Genomic DNA, 17,201 nt, shown 5'->3' with positions numbered 1-17,201 from the left:
CCCCATGACCTGGACCGCCATCGGCACCCTCTCCGACATCCCGCGCCGTGGCGCGCGTTGCGTCGCCACACCACAAGGCAAGATCGCCGTCTTCCGCACAGCGGACGACGCGGTCTTCGCCATCGAGGACCACTGCCCTCACAAGGGCGGACCGCTGAGCCAGGGCATCATCCATGGCGCGGCCGTGACGTGCCCTCTGCACAATTGGGTCATCTCGCTGGAGACGGGCAAGGCGCTTGGCGCCGACGAAGGCGCCGTGCGCACCATTCCCGTGAAGCGGGAAGGCGAGCGCCTGTTCATCGCGCTGGAAGCGCTGGCCAGCCGCGCCGCCTGACATGGAGATCGTTGACGCGTGCGAGGTGAGGACCACCTGCCCCTATTGCGGGGTGGGCTGCGGCGTGCTGGCAAAGGTCGCCACGGACGGGCAGGTGTCCGTCCGTGGCGACCCCGATCATCCGGCGAATTTCGGCCGGCTCTGCTCGAAGGGCTCCGCGCTCGCCGAGACCATCGGCCTCGACGGCCGGTTGCTCCGTCCGCAAATCCACGGCCGGGGCTCCTCTTGGGACGAGGCGCTCGACCTCGTCGCCTCGACCTTCTCGCAAGTCGTTACCGACCATGGTCCCGACGCGGTCGCCTTCTACGTCTCCGGCCAGTTGCTGACCGAGGATTACTACCTCGTCAACAAGCTGATGAAGGGCTTTGTCGGCTCGGCCAACATCGACACCAATTCGCGGCTCTGCATGGCTTCGTCCGTCGCCGGCCACCGCCGCGCCTTCGGCTCCGACACGGTGCCGGGAAGCTACGAGGATCTGGAACTGGCTGATCTGGTCGTGCTGGTCGGATCCAACCTCGCCTGGTGCCATCCGGTGCTTTATCAGCGCATCGCGGCTGCCCGCGAAAAACGGCCCGAGATGAAGGTGGTGCTGGTCGACCCGCGCCGCACCATGACATCTGATATCGCCGACATGCACCTGGCGATCGCGCCGGATGGCGACGTCGCCCTGTTCACCGGCCTGCTGGCATGGCTCGGTCAGCACAATGCGCTCGACCGTGCCTATATCACGGCGCATACGTCCGGCTTTGGACAGGCACTGTTCGCCGCCTCGGCGCTCGACCTTGCCGGCGTCGCTGCCGCCACGGGGCTCAGCGAAGACGAGATCGGACGTTTCTACAGCCTGTTTGCCAGGACCGAAAAGACCGTCACCGTCTACAGCCAGGGCGTCAACCAGTCGTCCCAGGGCACCGACAAGGTCAACGCCATCATCAACTGCCATCTTGCCACTGGCCGTATCGGAAAGCCCGGCGCCGGACCGTTCTCGGTCACCGGCCAGCCCAATGCCATGGGCGGCCGCGAGGTCGGCGGCATGGCCAACATGCTCGCCGCCCATATGGAGATCGAAAATCTCGAGCATCGCGAACGCGTGCGTCGCTTCTGGAAGACACCGGAGATTGCAGGCAAGCCCGGCCTCAAGGCGGTCGAGATGTTCAAGGCGGTTGCCGACGGGCGCGTGAAAGCACTGTGGATCATGGCCACCAACCCGGTCGATTCGATGCCGGATGCAGGCGCCGTCGAAGCGGCGATCAAGGCCTGCCCCTTCGTCGTGGTGTCGGACGTGCTGGCCGAGACCGACACGGTCCGCCATGCCCATGTCCGGCTGCCGGCGACGGCCTGGGGCGAGAAGGACGGCACCGTCACCAATTCCGAGCGCTGCATCTCGCGCCAGCGCGCGTTCTTGCCGGCCCCCGGCGAGGCGCGGCCCGACTGGTGGATCATTGCCGAGGTGGCGCGGCGCATGGGCTTTGACGACGCGTTTGCGCATGAAACGCCAGCGGAGATTTTTGCTGAGCACGCCGCGTTGTCAGGATTCGAGAATGACGGCGCGCGGGATTTTGACATCGGGGCCTATGCTGATGTTGACGCCGATGGGTATGAAGCGCTTGCGCCGTTTCAGTGGCCAGCACTTCAGCCAGGCGGAAGTACTCAAGCTGAACCTCCGCCCGACGCGGTCAACTCGACCGGGCACCAGCCCACTCGCTTCTTCGCCAACGGCAACTTCTACACGCCCGACCGCAAGGCGCGCTTCATCGCCATCCGCCCGACCGTCGAAACCCGCACCACCCCCGACTTCCCGCTCATCCTCAACACTGGCCGCATCCGCGACCACTGGCATACCATGACCCGCACCGGCAAAAGCCCGCGCCTGTCCCAGCACATCGCCGAGCCCTTCGTCGAAATCCACCCGGTGGATGCGCAACGCCACGGCGTTGGCGATGCTGACATCGCACGCGTCTCGACTCCGCGCGGCGAAGTGCTGGTCCGCGCGCTGGTGACCACGCGCCAGCGTCAGGGCAGCCTGTTCGCGCCGATGCACTGGACCGATCAATTCGCCGCCAGGGGTCGGCTCGACACGCTCACCACATCGCTTACCGATCCGGTGTCGGGCCAGCCGGCGCTGAAGCATGTCGCGGCCCGCATCGAGAAATTCACCGCTCGGGCATTCGGCTTTGCCGTGACACGCAAAAGGCCCGTGGCGATGGCCGACTATTGGGCGGTAGCCAGATGCCGGGGCGGCTGGCGGGTCGAGCTCGCCTTTGCCCACGACGATGTCGACTGGACGGCCTTCGCCGGTTCGCTCTTCGATGCTGCGGATGGCGAAATGCTTGCCTATCACGACCGCGAGGCCGGCCAGCACCGCATCGCCGCCTTCGACGGCGAGCATCTGGCGGGTGCCTTGTTCATCGCGCCCGGTCCGGTCGCGGTGTCGCGCGGCTGGGCGGCCGAGCAACTCGATGAGGTCCACGCCAGCCAGCGGCAGCGTTTCAGGATCGTCGCCGGCCGCGCCGGTGCCGAGCGGCCAGATGCCGGCGCGACCGTCTGCTCCTGTTTCAACGTTGGGGTCAACCAGATCACGGCTGCCGTGGCGGCTGGCTGCACCAGCGTCGACGCCATCGGCGCCACGCTGAAGGCGGGCACCAATTGCGGCTCCTGCCGGTCCGAGATCCGGGCGATCATCGCGGCCAATCGGGTCCAGGCCGCCGAGTGAAGCGACTTGACCCCGCCGGGCCGGCCTGACCTCCAGCCGGAAGGTGGGATCGAACCTGTCCAACCGTTAATTCGACTTCGCTCGGGGGATGGGGGTGAAAGATGCCGCCATGGGCCAGCAACTGGAAATGCCCCTGCAGACAATCGTCGCACCACGCCGCTCGCTTGGCTGGATTCCACCGTTCGGCTGACCATAGTTGAGAGGCGTTTTCCAAGCCATAGCAAGCGGTTGGCGAAATGCGCATCTAACCGCTGCCGTGGACCTGGGGCTCGGCTGGCCCTGTCCTCCGCGATTGGTACGTCTGGACACGCGTGGTGAAGACTGGAAAATGGGGAACGCAACCTCGCCATCCGAGTTGATTCAAAGCATCGGGAGATCAGCGCTGAATCTGGAAGACATAGCCGGCCATCCGGCCTTGCACCGCTACGTTCAGGAACAGTCGCAGTCCCTGATCCGTATCTACGAGGAAAGCCCGCGGCTGGCTTCCATCTTTGCCACCCAGCAGCGTTGGCTGTTGGGTCATGTCGGCCTTGCCATGCACTTCAGGCGCGACCCGAATGACCGCCGCAAGGAACTGACCGTATCGCGTTTCATCGAGGTCGTGCACAAGAACGCGGTGGCCAGCCGCAATACGGCGGACGCCTTCATCAAGGAGATGCTGCACTACAACATCGCCGAGTATGTGGCGGGCGGGGACGGCCGCACGCATCCCTTGCAGCCGACAGCGGCGACCATCGAGCGATTCACCGGCTGGGTAACAGCCCATCTGCGCACGCTTGACCATATCGATGGCGGCGACCGGCTGGCCAGATATTTGGAGCGGCCCGAGATGCTTGCCACGCTGCAGCCCCTGGTGGCTGACGGACTGCTTGCGTCCAAGCCGGTGCGCGAACCCAACCAGACCTTTTCCCTGTTCATCTGGCTCAACAATGGCGGCATCGTCATGGACTGGCTGATGTCGGGCATCGACCCCGCCCACGCCGGCCTGGAGCGGATTCCGACCAGCGTGGTTTCGATCGGTGACTTCGCCAAATGGCTCAAGCTGTCGCGGACCCATCTCGGCCGCAAACTGCGCACGGCAGAGGAGCTCGGCAGCATTGGCTGGCTTGGTCAGCGCGGCCATTCGGTGATGTGGGTGTCGCACCGATTTTACGAGGAATACATGACCGTCCAGGCGGCCAAGCTGGCCGTCGTCGACACGGCCTTCAAGGCCTGCTTCCCGCCATCGCAAGGCGACGGCTGAGCAGCGGCACACGAGAGCCATTTCAGCCGTGATACGTTTTCCGTCCGGAATTGTGCCAGAACAGGTGGATTGACCGGTTCCGCGTTTGCGTGGCTGCGCGACGCCGACGACCTCGGCAGCGTCGGCAGGCTCTGCCAGCGCCCAGTTACGAAAAAGCCGACGCTGGACAAGTGTCGGAAGCTGTCCAGCGTTACAGCCGCGTGTACACCCTCCACCTGTGTCGATTGATGCTCGCGCAGCTGATCGACCTGACGGGGGCACCCCTGGCATTCTCAATCGATGTCGAACGAGACGCCTTGGGCGAGCGGCAGCGCCTTGGAATAGTTCACCGTGTTGGTGGCGCGGCGCATATAGGCCTTCCACGCATCGGAGCCGCTCTCGCGGCCGCCCCCAGTTTCCTTTTCACCACCGAACGCGCCGCCGATTTCGGCCCCGGAGGTGCCGATGTTGACGTTGGCGATGCCGCAATCCGAGCCGTCCACACCGAGGAAACGCTCGGATTCCTGCAGGTCACGGGTGAAGATCGACGACGACAGGCCGGCGCCGACAGCATTGTGCTCGTCGAGGACGGCATCGAAGTCGGAATACTTCATCACATAGAGGATCGGCGCGAAGGTCTCTTCCGTCACCGGTGCAACCTGTTTCGGCATTTCGACCAGCGCCGGATGGACATAATAGGCATCGGGATGGCCGTTCTCGACACGCGTCCCGCCGGTCACCTTGCCGCCATGGGCGGTCGCTTCGCTCAGGGCCTTCTGCATGGCATCGAACGCGGCCTTGTCGATCAACGGCCCAACCAGCGAGGAGGTCTCCAGCGGATTGCCGACCGAAACGCTCTGATAGGCCTTCTTCAGGCGCGGCACCAAGGCATCGTAGACGCTGTCATGGACGAACAGGCGGCGCAGCGTCGTGCAGCGCTGGCCGGCCGTGCCCATGGCGCCGAAGGCGATGGCGCGCAGCGCCATGTCGAGATCGGCCGTCGGGCAGACGATGCCGGCATTGTTGCCGCCCAGTTCCAGCACTGCGCGTGCAAAACGCTTGGCCAGGCGAGGACCGACATCCCGGCCCATGCGGGTCGAGCCGGTGGCCGAAACCAGCGGCACCTTGGGATGATCGACCAGGATCTCGCCGACCGCACGGTCGCCGATCAGCACCGGCGCCAGGCCTTGCGGTGCGTCGGGGCCGAAACGCTTGACGGCACGCTTGAAGATCGCTTCGCAGGCAAGCGCCGTCAGCGGCGTCTTCTCGGAAGGTTTCCATACCACGGCATCGCCGCAGACCAGGGCAAGCGCCGCGTTCCACGACCACACCGCGACCGGGAAGTTGAAAGCCGAGATGACACCGACGACGCCCAGCGGATGCCAGGTTTCCATCATACGGTGGCCGGGACGCTCGGTGGCGATGGTCAGCCCGTACAATTGACGGGACAGACCGACGGCGAAATCGCAGATGTCGATCATTTCCTGCACTTCGCCGAGCCCTTCGGAGGGGATCTTGCCGACCTCGATCGACACCAGCCGGCCAAGCTCAGCCTTGTGCGCGCGCAGTTCCTCGCCCAGCAGCCGCACCAGTTCGCCGCGCTTGGGACCTGGCACCAGCCGCCAGGACTGGAATGCCTTGTGCGCTCCGTCGATGGTCTTTGCCGCATCGGCCGGCGAGATCGTCTTCAGCGCCGCGATCTGCTCACCTGTCACCGGGCTGCGCACGATCAGGTCGCCGCCGTCAAGCGTCTCCTTGGCCACGCCCAGTTTCGCCAGAAGCTCGGCCGTTTCCTTCGCTATCGTCATTTTTGTTCCTTTCAGATCCCGCCGTTCATATGGCTGGGGTCAACGCCTTGCGCCATGCCTTCCCGGCGCCGTCGCGGCTGGAAGGGGCTGTCATCGCGTGCCATTACCTGTTTCAGGGGAAAATCGCCACCCTGGCATGGTCCAAGCCCAAGCCGCACGATTGAGCCAGACGATGCCTGGGCTGAACGGGCAGAGGGGGCTCAGTTTGCCTTTGTCGCCGGCGCGCGCACGGCGCCGTCCTTGATCAGGCGGTCGATATGCATGCGGATATGGGCTGCTTCCGCCGCCGTGTTGGCCAGCGCGATGGCGCGGTCGAAGGCAATGCGTGCCTCCTCGCCCCGGTCGAGCTGCATCAGAAGCCCGCCCTTGAGGCCGAAGAAATGGAAATAGCCGGAAAGCCTCGGCTCGAGCGGCTCGATCATCGCCAGCGCCGCTTCCGGTCCACGCACCTTGGCGACCGCGACCGCACGGTTGAGTGTGATGACCGGCGACGGCTGCATCTGTTCGAGCAGGCCGTAGAGCAGGTCGATCTCCACCCAGTCCGTGTCCTCGGCTTTCGCCGCCCGCGCATGGAGTGCGGCGATCGCCGCTTGCACCTGATAAGGACCGGGCTTGCGGTGGCGCAGGGCCTTGTCGACCAGCGCCAGCCCTTCCTCGATCATCTTGCGGCTCCACAGGCGCCGATCCTGGTCCTCGAGCAGCACGATCTCGCCGTCGCCGTCGAAACGGGCCGGTGCGCGCGCGTGCTGCAGGAGAAGCAATGCCGTCAGCCCCATGATCTCCGGCTCGGTCTGGAATAGCCTCAGCAGCAGCCGGGCCAGCCGGATCGCCTCCTCGCACAGCGGCGCGCGGGCCGGCGCTTCGCCGCTGTTGGTCGAGTACCCCTCGTTGAAGATCAGGTAGACCATGGCGGCGACCGCAGCGAGCCGTTCGGAGCGCTCGGCCGCGCCCGGCGTCTCGAACGGCACGCCCGCATCGGCAATGCGCGCCTTGGCGCGGGTGATGCGCTGTTCCATGGCGCTCTCGCCGACCAGGAAGGCACGCGCGATCTGCTTGACGGTGAGGCCGGAGACGATGCGCAGCGCGACCGCGATCTGCTGCGTCGCGGGCAAATCAGGGTGACAGCAGATGAACAGCAGCCGCAATATGTCGTCGCGGTAATGCGCGCCATCGAGCCGCTCGGCGATGTCGCTCTCGGCATCTTCCAGATCGGAGATCTGGTCTTCCTCCGGCATCGGCGCCTGCTTGGCGCGCTTGCGCACCGCGTCGATGCCGCTGTTGCGGCCGACAAAGATCAGCCACGCCGCTGGATCGCGCGGCGGCCCATTCTGCGGCCAGTTCTTGAGCGCCCTGAGGCAGGCATCCTGGAAAGCTTCCTCCGCGGTATCGAGGTCGCGGAAATAGCGCAGCAGCGCGCCCATCGCCTGCGGACGGGCGGCACTGATGGCCGAGCTTATCCAGGCAAGTTCGGTCATACGGCAACCCCGGTGGGATTGAAGACGGACACCGGCCTGATCTCATACGAGCCGCCGCTCGGGTTGACCTCGGAGAGCTCGCGGGCGAATTCCACGGCCTCGTCGAGATCGGCGCATTCGAGCGTGTAGAAGCCAAGGAATTGTTCCTTGGTCTCGGCGAACGGCCCGTCGATGACAACGGATTCGCCCTTGACCTTCCGCAGTGTCGTCGCCGCTGTCGTCGGCAAAAGCCGCGCCACCGGGCCGAGCCGACCGGCCTTGGCATATTTGTCCTGGACGTTGAGGAGATTGGCCATCACTTCGTCGTCCTGCGCCTTGCTCCAGGAGCTGACGACGTCTTCGGAAGCATAGCACAGGATGGCGTAGAGCATGATCGGTCCTTTCTGTATCAAAGGACGAAACAGTAGGACCGATCCCGACACGGCGTCGATAAAAAAATCCGGCAGCTGCGGATTCGGTGTTCGTCAGTCGCGCCGGGTTAGCTTTCGTGTGTTTCCAGCCATCTCAGCACAAGCGCCTCCTCCTCATCGAGACCGTCTATGGACCGCTTGCGCTTGTTGGCTTCCGCCATTTCGGCAAGCAGCCGTCCCTGCGACCAGGCCTCGAAAACCTGCGGATGGATATAGCATTTGCGGCAGACCGCACGCGTGTTGCCCAGCCGCTCGGCCACCTTGTCGATGACGCTGTTCATCACCCGCTTTTGCTGCGCCTGGCTTTCGGGCAGTTCCGTCTGCGCAAACAGCGAGGCGGCGTGGATGGTGCCGCCCCACGTGCGGAAATGCTTCGAACTGAACGCGTCGCCGACCGCTTCGCGTATATAGTGGTTGACGTCGTCGGAGCGCACAGGGCGCCTGTTGCCGTCCTCGTCGAGATATTGGAACAGCTTCTGCCCCGGCAGGTCCTGCGCGCCCCGAACGATCCCGGCGATGCGGCGGTCGACCAGCTTCAATCTCCATTCCTTGCCGGACTTGCCCTTGAAGGCAAAGCGCAGGCTTGATCCCTTGATGTCGACATGCCGGTCCCGCAATGTCGTCAGGCCGAAGCTCTTGTTGTCGCGTGCATAGGCGGCATTGCCGACACGGATCATCGTGTTGTCGAGCAGCCAGACCACCGCGGCGACGACCCGTTCGAGCGGCAGGCCGCGACGGCGCAGGTCGCTGTCGATCCTGCGCCGAAGGTCCGGCAGGCTTTGGGCGAAAGCGACGAGGCTCGAATATTTGGCGCCGTCGCGCTCCTCGGCCCATTGCGGATGATAGCGATACTGCTTGCGCCCCCGCTGATCCCTCCCGGTCGCCTGGATATGCCCGTTCGGATCGGGCGAAATCCAGACATCGGTCCAGGCCGGCGGAATGACGATCGCCGCGATGCGCGCCCTGGCGGCATCGGACACCGCTTTCCCCTTCGGTCCTCTGTAAGTAAATCCCTTGCCAGCCTTCAGCCGGCGGATACCGGGCTCGGCATCGCTGACATAGGTCAGCGCGGCATGCTCGGCTGAGCTTTGCGCCCCGTTCCGCGGCGATGCATCTGTCTCCGCCGACGGGCTGAGCGACAGTCCTGATCTCTGCAGCATGTAAGCTCCACGCAAATACGCGTAGATAAGCTGCTGGTTGACTGCTGGTTCCACACGCCGTCTGCAAAGCAGGCGATCCTGCTGGCGTCGGCGCCTGGCGCGGCGCGAGGCCTACAACGCGCCCTGCATCTGGGTCAGCGGAAAGGACAGCCGGCGCCGCACCTTGAGCTTGAGCGTGTAGCGCAGGCAGCGCCAGGCTTCCGAACGCCGCTTCGGTGCGGCCGCGGCCACCGCCAGGAAGCGCGACGCGGTCTCCAGGTCGCCCCGCGCATAGTGGACGCGGGCGATCTTGAGCGCGACAAGGCCCTCCCTGGCTTTCAGTGCCGAAATCGGGATGCCGCAATCGGTGAGCTTCCGCAACTCCCGGCGCCAATCCAGGAAGCGGCGCGCCGGGTTGACCGTGAAGCGATCATCGGAGCGCTCCGCTGAAACTTCGTAAATCATGACGGGACGCTGAACCATGGCCAGCGACGCCTTGCTCATCAGCCGCGCCCAGAACAGCGTGTCCTCATCGAAGGCGAGCCCGACCGGGAACCGGGTCTCGCCGATGAGACGCCGGGAAGCCAGCACACTGCCCACCGCCACCGAGCGTATATCCCCCTTCACATAGGCGGAGGCATTGGTGAGGCAGGCCGCGGTATATCCGTTTGGCACCTTGATCTGCCGGTCCTCGCCGTTCACCCTGCGCCGGAAGGCGCCGACGATCATGTCGGCCCTGGGCTGGCTTTCCGCTTGCGACAGCAAGGAGCGCAAGCCACCCTGAAGATGCAGGTCGTCGGCATCGATCAGGTAGACCCATGGATGGATCGCCTCATCGAGCGCCAGGTTGCGGGCGCCGCCGGCGTCGCGGCAATTGGCCGGCAGCACACGCAGCGGCAGGGAGGATCGCGCGGCCGCCTGCCGCGCTGCATCGGCCGTGCCATCGGTCGACTGATCGTCGACCAGCAGAATCTCGCCGATAAACCCGGCCTCTCCGCCGAGCGACGCCAGCGTTTTGGCAATCGTTGCCGCCGCATTGTGCGCGGGTATGACGACGCTGACAGTTTTCAATGACAAACCCGCACCTGTACGCAGCCGCTTAAGACTATTCTCCCTCGGAACGAATACAGACTAAAGCAATTCCAGGTAAAGTGCGAAACGGTTTTTCCGTTCGGAATTGCGCCAAATCAAGGGGTTAGAGCGGCTCGCCGTTTCCGTGAAACGGTGAACTGCTCCAATGGCCTCATCGATGTTTGAGAAGTCTACTCCATCTATCGCGGGCACTCGCGGCGCCGGGCAAGCTGGCACGCCCGTTTTCACGCCTTTTCGAGCACCACCGGGATGACGTCGACAGCCTGCTCCCCGACCTGGCCGCCGGTCGTCTTCAGCACACCGACGATGGGCGCCACATCCGAATAGTCGCGCCCGTAACCGACAGTGATATGGTCGTTGGAAGCCCGCATGCCGTTGGTCGGGTCGAACTCCTGCCAGCCGGCATCACGCCCGCACCAGACCTTGACCCAGGCATGCATGGCGTCCGCACCTTCCAGCCGGGGCTTGCCCTTGGGCGGAATGGTACGCAGGAAGCCGCTGACATAGCCGGCCGGAATGCCGAGACCGCGCAGCCCGGCGATCATGATGTGGGAGAAATCCTGGCAGACCCCGCGCTTCAGCCGGAAGGCATCGCTGGCCCGGGTCCGCACCGTGGTCGCTTCGCCATCATAGGTGAAATCGCGATGGATGCGGTTGCACAGGTCCGTCGCCGTCCCAGCGGCCGAGTTTCCGACGCTGTCTTGCGCGAATGCGGTGATCGCCGCATCGATACCCGCATGGCTGCTGGCGGCCAGGAAATGGTGCGGCGAGGCGGGCGCCAGCGACCGCACGGCGGCCAGTTCCCGCCTGAGCCGGCCGATATCGGGCGACACGTCGAGCCCGGGCTCGGGCCGCGACACCGCCACGCGCGCGCTCATCCTTATGTCGAGCGCTTCATGCGCGTCGCGAAACGCGATCGAAGTGACGTTGTTGCCGAAAAAATCGGTGAAGTCGGATCGTTCATTGGGCGCCGGCTCGAAGGAGAGCGAAGCGGCGATGACCCGTTGCACGCCGCTGATGGTCGGCGGCAGCACCCGCACCTGATGCCGGCCGCCGCCGGCAGCGGCGGCGTAGTCGTAATGAAGCAGAAGCCGGATGTCGTACAGCATGGCCATTGCTTTCTAGCCGAAATAGGCTCTGGCGAGGCTGTTGTAGAGGCCGCCGATTTCGCTGGCGAGTTCGTTCAGCGCCTTCGTCGTCATGTCGGCCGGTTCCTTGATGGCGATGGCCGTGTTGAGCTGCAGGATCTCCTTGGCCGCTGCCGACATATGCCCCTCGCCGCCTGTCGTCGGCAACAGCCCGATCTCGGCCTTCAGCCTTTCCAACTGGAACAGGATGGAGCGTGGATTGAGCGGATCGAGCGCCAGGAGATCGATCACCGTGCGCCGGCCGGCCTGCACCGGATATTGCCGGCGATGGGTCATGACGCTGTCGCCGATCTCCAGCATCATATCCAGCGCGCCATCCGGCGCCTTGCTGCCGGTCAGTCGGGCCAGCGTGCCGGCGATCTGGATGCCGCGCTCCAGCCGCCGGCCGATCTCGAGGAAGCGCCAGCCCGCGAAACGGTACATGTTCTCATGCAAAAGGCCTGAGAATCCGGCAAGCTTGCGCAGGATGACGGTCATGGCCCGCGTCGCGTCGTCGCCGGGCGCCACGGTGGTAGCGAACTGATGGATGGTCTTCGACAAATCCTTGAGCGCCAGCCAGCCATCCGGCGAGAAACGATCGCGGATCTGGCCGGCGCTGTAGACGGCGCTGTCGAGCGTACCGATCAATCCTGACGGGATCGCCGTCTCGACATCGATGCCGAACGGTTCGAGATAGTCCCTGATGTCGGCCAACAGCGGCATATCGGGATCGGATGTTTCGGCGAGCCGCACATGATAGGCGCGCAGGATGCGCACGGTGTCTTCCGAACGTTCGATGTAGCGGCCGAGCCAGGTCAGGTTTTCCGCCGCGCGGCTGGGCAGGCTGCCCGGCTTGGTGCGGTTGAAGCTGTCACCCTCTTGCGGCAGCAGCGTCTCGCGCTCGACCGGTTTGTCACTGACCACCCAGACATCGGCCGCCTGGCCGCCGCGCTGCATGGCGATCGCCGTCGGGTCGAGCGACAGGCCGACACGGGCGAAACCGCCCGGCATAACCGTCCAGCCCTCGGGCGTGCGCGCCAGATAGACGCGCAGGCTCGCCGGCCGGGGCTCCAGCCAGCCGCCGACATAGACGGGCGTCGTCGAAAGCGTCACCGCTTCCTGGCCAACGAAGGCCTCGCCATCGCGTTCGATGCGCGCCACCAGCTCCGCCCGTTCCCCGACCGACAGCGCCGAGCCGAGCTTTGTCTGTCCGTCATCCTCAAAGGCAAGTCTTGTCGACAGCGCCGGGCCGACCACCATGCGATCGATATTGGCGAGCACATGGGCGCGCTCCGTCTCCTGCCCGCACCACCATGTCGCCACACTGGGCAAAAGCAGCTCCTCGCCCCACAATTCGCGCGCGATCTTGGGCAGGAAGGCAAGCAGCGCACGCGTCTCCATCAGGCCAGAGCCAAGCGCATTGACGGTGGACACCGTGCCTTGCCGGATCGCTTCGACCAGGCCCGGCGTGCCGATCTGCGAATCCGGGCGCAGTTCGAGCGGATCGGCGAAGGCGGCGTCGAGCCGCCGCCACAGCACGCTGATCGGCATCAGGCCGGACACGGTGCGCACCATCAGCCTGCCGCCGGAAACGGTCAGATCCTCGCCTTCGAGCAGCATGATGCCGAGGTAGCGGGCGATATAGGCGTGTTCGTAGTAGGTTTCGTTGAGGGGGCCCGGCGTCAGGATGGCGACGCGGCCGTCGCTCTCCTTTGCCATGCCGATCAGCGCATCGCGGAAGCGACGGAAGAAGCCGGCGAGCCGGTGCACATGCATCTCGCCATAGATGTCGGACAAGGCGCGCGTGGTGGCGACGCGGTTCTCCAGCGCGAAACCGGCGCCTGAAGGCGCCTGGGTGCGGTCGCCCAGCACCCACCAGCGGCCGTCAGGGCCCCGGCCGAGTTCGAAGGCGCAGAAGTGCAGGAAATGCCCCCCCGCCGGCGTGGTGCCAACCACGGGTCGCAAATATTCGGGGCTCGCCGCGATCAGCCCTGCCGGCAGGATGCCTTTGTCGATCAGCCGGTTCTGCCCATGGATATCGGCGACAATTTCCTCGAACAGGTCGGCGCGCTGCACCAGGCCGGCGCTGATCGCCTGCCACTCGCTGTCCTCGATGAGCACGGGAATATGCGCCAGCGGCCATTCGCGCTCGTTGGCGCCCGCCTTGTCATAGACGCGGTAGTAAACACCGGCATCACGCAGATACTGGTCGGCGCGGGCGAAGCGCTGACCGAGCTTTTCGGCCCCGAGTTCGTCCAGCGCCTCGACAAAATGCTTCCAGACCGGACGGGGATTGCCCGAAGCGTCAACCATCTCGTCGACGACGCCATCGATCGGCTGGTAGTGCTCCAGCAGGCTGTGGGCCTGCGGCTTGCCGCGTACCCTTTTGTGATTCCCCTTTGCCATGTCAGATCACAGTCTTGGTGGACGCCTGAGGTCAAGGGTCATCGGGAAATCTTCCGCCGGCTGTTCCTCGCGCAACACATAGCCGGACGGCGTATGGCCGCGTGGTTCGAAGCGGGCGAGCCGCCGTGCCTCCGCCTCGTTGCCGTTGACCGGAAACGTGTCGTAGTTGCGCCCACCGGGATGCGCGACATGGTAGACGCAGCCGCCAACCGCCCTGCCGGACCAGCGATCATAGATGTCGAACACCAGCGGTGTGTTGACCGGCAGCGCGGGATGCAGCCCCGAGGCCGGCTGCCAGGCCTTGAAGCGCACGCCCGCCACCGCGACCTCCCTGTCGTCGGTAACCTTCATCGGCACGATGCGGCCGTTGCAGACGATCGCGTGGCGCTCCGGATTGAGACCTTCGGTCTTGACCTGCAGCCGTTCGACCGAGGAATCGACGAAACGCACCGTGCCGCCGATCGCGCCCTGCTCGCCCATCACATGCCACGGCTCCAGCGCCTGCCTGAGCTCCAGCTTGATGCCGGCATGCTGGACTTCGCCGCAGAAGGGAAAGCGGAATTCGAGCTGGGCGTCGAACCATTCGGGCCGAAACTCGAAGCCGTTGAGCTTGAGGTCGTCGAGCACCTCGAGAAAATCCGCCCAGACATAGTGCGGCAGCATGAAGCGGTCATGCAGCGAGGTGCCCCAGCGCACGAAGCGCCCGTCGAGCGGGTTCTTCCAGGCGCGTGCGATGATTGCCCTGACCAGCAACTGCTGCGCCAGAGACATGCGCGCATTGGGTGGCATCTCGAATCCACGGAATTCGACAAGGCCAAGCCGGCCAGTTGGGCCATCGGGGGAAAACAGCTTGTCGATACAGATTTCCGAGCGATGCGTATTGCCGGTGACGTCGGTCAACAGATTGCGGAACAGGCGGTCGACCAGCCATGGCAGAGGTGGATTACCCTGGTCGGGATGCGGCACCTGCGCCATCGCGATCTCGAGCTCATAGAGCGAATCGTGTCGGGCCTCGTCGAAGCGCGGCGCCTGGCTGGTCGGGCCGATGAACAGGCCGGAGAAGAGATAGGACAGCGAGGGACGCCGCTGCCATTGCAGCACCAGGCTTTTCAACAGATCGGGCCGGCGCAGGAACGGGCTGTCGTTGGGCGTGGCGCCGCCGACCACGACATGGTTGCCGCCGCCAGTGCCGGTGTGGCGGCCGTCGATCATGAACTTGTCGGCGCCCAGCCGCGTCTGCCGCGCCTCCTCGTAGATCGCCGTCGTGGTCGCCACGCAATCCTGCCAGTTCGAGGCGGGATGGATGTTGACCTCGATGACGCCGGGATCGGGTGCCACGCGGATGACGTTGAGGCGCGGATCGTGCGGCGGGCCGTAGCCCTCGATATGCACGGGAAGGCCTATCGCCTTTGCAGCGTTCTCGGCAGCGGCCACGAGTTCGAGATAGTCTTCCAGCGCCTCGACCGGCGGCATGAAAACGCACAGCCTTCCGTCACGCGGTTCGACCGAAAGTGCCGTGCGCACCGCCCCGCCGATTTCGGTGATCTCCTGCTCGACGCGGTCCTGCTGGCCACTGACAGCGGTGAAGGATACCGCCTGCTGGCGGCGGGCCATTTCGTCGGCGCCTTCCAGTTCGGCCGGAGCGGCCGTCGGCAAGATCGCTTCCCGCACGGGGAGCGGCCCACGCGGCAGCGACGGATCGACAGGCACGATGTAGGGAAATTGCGCCGGCGGCACATAGGGCAGCGTTCCCAATGGCAGACGATAGCCGACCGGCGAATCGCCGGGCACCAGGAACAACCGGCCGCGCCGCGTCGTCCATTTTTCCGACCGCCAGCGCTGGCCGGACGCCTGGCTGTTCCAGCGCTGAACCGGCAGCACATAGCCGGACGGCTTGGTCAGCCCGCGCTCGAACACCTTCGCCATGCGGCTGCGCTCTTCCGGGTCTTCCAGCTTGGAGTTGGACGGGTCGACATTCTCGGGCAGCTTGCCTTCCTTGAGCAGCCATTCGGCTGGGTCCTCATAGGCTTCGCTGACCATGGAGGTGTCGATGCCGAGCTCGCCGGCGATCGCCGTCAGCAGGCTTTCGGCCTGTTTCGGCCCGATATCGGCCGAGCTTTTCTCCCGCGCGATCAGCGACGGGTCGCTCCATACCGGCTCGCCATCGGCGCGCCAGTAGAGCGAAAACGTCCAGCGCGGCAGGCTTTCACCGGGATACCATTTGCCCTGGCCGTAGTGCAGAAAGCCTCCCGGCGCGAAGCGCTCGCGCAGCCGGCGGATCAGCGCGTCGGCCTTTTCGCGCTTGGTCGGCCCGACGGCGGCCGTGTTCCACTCGGCGGATTCGAAATCGTCGATCGACACGAAGGTCGGCTCGCCGCCCATCGTCAGCCGCACATCCCCGGCCGCGAGCGCGGCATCGACCTTGTTGCCGAGCGCGTCCAGCGCCTGCCAGCTTTCATCCGAGAACGGCTTGGTGATGCGCGGATGTTCGGCGATGCGATCGACCCGCATGTCGAAGCCGAACTCGACATTGGCAAAGCTCGCCATGCCCGAAATCGGTGCCGCATTGCGGAAATGCGGTGTCGCGGCCAGCGGCACATGGCTCTCGCCGGTGAGCAGGCCGGAGGTCGGGTCGAAGCCGATCCAGCCGGCGCCGGGAAGATAGACCTCGCACCAGGCATGCAGGTCGGTGAAATCGACCGATGTACCTGCGGGCCCATCCAGCGCGACAAGGTCGGGCTTGAGTTGGATCAGGTAGCCCGAGACGAAGCGCGCGGCGATGCCGAGATTGCGCAGGATCTGCACCAGCAGCCAGCTTGAATCGCGGCACGAACCCTTGCCCGCGGCCAGCGTTTCCTCCGGTGAGAAGACGCCGGTCTCCATGCGCACGATATAGGCGATCTCGCGCTGCAGCCTTGCATTGAGGTCGACGAGGAAATTGACCGTGTTGGGCGCGCTGCGGTCGACGGATTCCAGGAAAGCCGAGAGAAGCGGCCCCGCCGGCTCCGGTGTCCGGTAGATGGCCAGATCCTCCCTGATTTCCTCGGGATAATCGAACGGGAACGCCTCTGCCGACGGTTCGACGAAGAAGTCGAACGGATTGTAGACGGTCATGTCGGCGACGAGGTCGACCTCGATCTTCAGCTCCGTCACCGGCTCGGGAAAGACGAACCGGGCGAGGAAATTGCCGTAGGGATCCTGTTGCAGATTGACGAAATGGTTCGCCGGTTCGACCTTCAGCGAATGGCTCAACACCTTGGTGCGGGAATGCGGTGCAGGCTGAAGCCTGATGATTTGAGGGCCGAGCACCACCGGCCGGTCATATTTGTAGTGGGTCAGGTGGTAGACGGCTGCCAGAATTGCCATGGGGCCCCGGGATCGGCGTTTAGCTGGCCGAACCCTGCCACATCTGGCCGCCATTCTCCAAGCGGATGTTGCGGCGCACCTAAACTAAAGAACCCGTTGCCGGCTTAAAGTC

The 17,201-nt window shown here is 65.1% G+C and carries 11 protein-coding genes; 3 read left to right on the top strand and 8 right to left on the bottom strand.

What is annotated here, in order from left to right:
• Positions 1-4 precede the first annotated feature (4 nt).
• The 3 genes from nirD (at position 5) to EN850_RS07655 (ending at position 4,287) form a co-directional block, all read left to right on the top strand.
• Positions 5-334, top strand: a complete 330-nt coding sequence (gene nirD, locus EN850_RS07665; protein WP_127869848.1) for a nitrite reductase small subunit NirD — start codon at positions 5-7, stop codon at positions 332-334.
• A gap of 1 nt (position 335) precedes the next feature.
• The gene (locus EN850_RS07660; protein WP_136090934.1) at positions 336-3,044 is read left to right on the top strand and encodes a nitrate reductase; all 2,709 of its coding nucleotides are present in this window, start codon (positions 336-338) and stop codon (positions 3,042-3,044) included.
• A 328-nt stretch (positions 3,045-3,372) separates the two neighbouring features.
• Positions 3,373-4,287: a hypothetical protein gene (locus EN850_RS07655; protein WP_127275599.1), complete on the top strand. Its 915-nt coding sequence runs from the start codon at positions 3,373-3,375 to the stop codon at positions 4,285-4,287.
• Between the two features lie 272 nt (positions 4,288-4,559).
• Here EN850_RS07655 and EN850_RS07650 read toward each other — a convergent pair whose 3' ends face one another.
• From EN850_RS07650 to EN850_RS07615, 8 genes are all read right to left on the bottom strand, one after another.
• Positions 4,560-6,074 carry an aldehyde dehydrogenase family protein gene (locus EN850_RS07650; protein ID WP_136090933.1) on the bottom strand — a complete coding sequence of 505 codons (1,515 nt, stop codon included), beginning with the start codon at positions 6,072-6,074 and terminating at the stop codon, positions 4,560-4,562.
• 200 nt (positions 6,075-6,274) lie between these two features.
• Positions 6,275-7,549, bottom strand: a complete 1,275-nt coding sequence (locus EN850_RS07645) for an RNA polymerase sigma factor (protein ID WP_127275601.1) — start codon at positions 7,547-7,549, stop codon at positions 6,275-6,277.
• Complete coding sequence (locus EN850_RS07640) at positions 7,546-7,920, bottom strand: YciI family protein (protein ID WP_127275602.1); 375 nt, start codon at positions 7,918-7,920, stop codon at positions 7,546-7,548. The genes EN850_RS07645 and EN850_RS07640 overlap by 4 nt, the downstream gene beginning before the upstream one ends.
• Positions 7,921-8,027: 107 nt before the next feature.
• The gene (locus tag EN850_RS07635) at positions 8,028-9,119 is read right to left on the bottom strand and encodes a DNA topoisomerase IB (RefSeq protein ID WP_136090932.1); all 1,092 of its coding nucleotides are present in this window, start codon (positions 9,117-9,119) and stop codon (positions 8,028-8,030) included.
• Between the two features lie 111 nt (positions 9,120-9,230).
• Positions 9,231-10,169, bottom strand: coding sequence for a glycosyltransferase family 2 protein (locus tag EN850_RS07630; RefSeq protein WP_136090931.1), 939 nt, complete (start codon positions 10,167-10,169; stop codon positions 9,231-9,233).
• A 245-nt stretch (positions 10,170-10,414) separates the two neighbouring features.
• Positions 10,415-11,299, bottom strand: coding sequence for a transglutaminase family protein (locus tag EN850_RS07625; RefSeq protein ID WP_127275605.1), 885 nt, complete (start codon positions 11,297-11,299; stop codon positions 10,415-10,417).
• A gap of 12 nt (positions 11,300-11,311) precedes the next feature.
• Positions 11,312-13,723, bottom strand: coding sequence for a circularly permuted type 2 ATP-grasp protein (locus tag EN850_RS07620; protein WP_127869855.1), 2,412 nt, complete (start codon positions 13,721-13,723; stop codon positions 11,312-11,314).
• A 6-nt stretch (positions 13,724-13,729) separates the two neighbouring features.
• A complete protein-coding gene (locus tag EN850_RS07615) occupies positions 13,730-17,089 on the bottom strand; it encodes a transglutaminase family protein (RefSeq protein ID WP_135929268.1) in 3,360 nt (1,119 codons plus the stop codon).
• Positions 17,090-17,201 lie beyond the last annotated feature (112 nt).

The organism is Mesorhizobium sp. M8A.F.Ca.ET.207.01.1.1, assembly GCF_004794715.1.
Taxonomy (GTDB): Bacteria; Pseudomonadota; Alphaproteobacteria; order Rhizobiales; family Rhizobiaceae; genus Mesorhizobium.
Note: the sequence above shows the minus strand (reverse complement) of the source record. Positions and strands in the feature narration are given on the sequence as shown.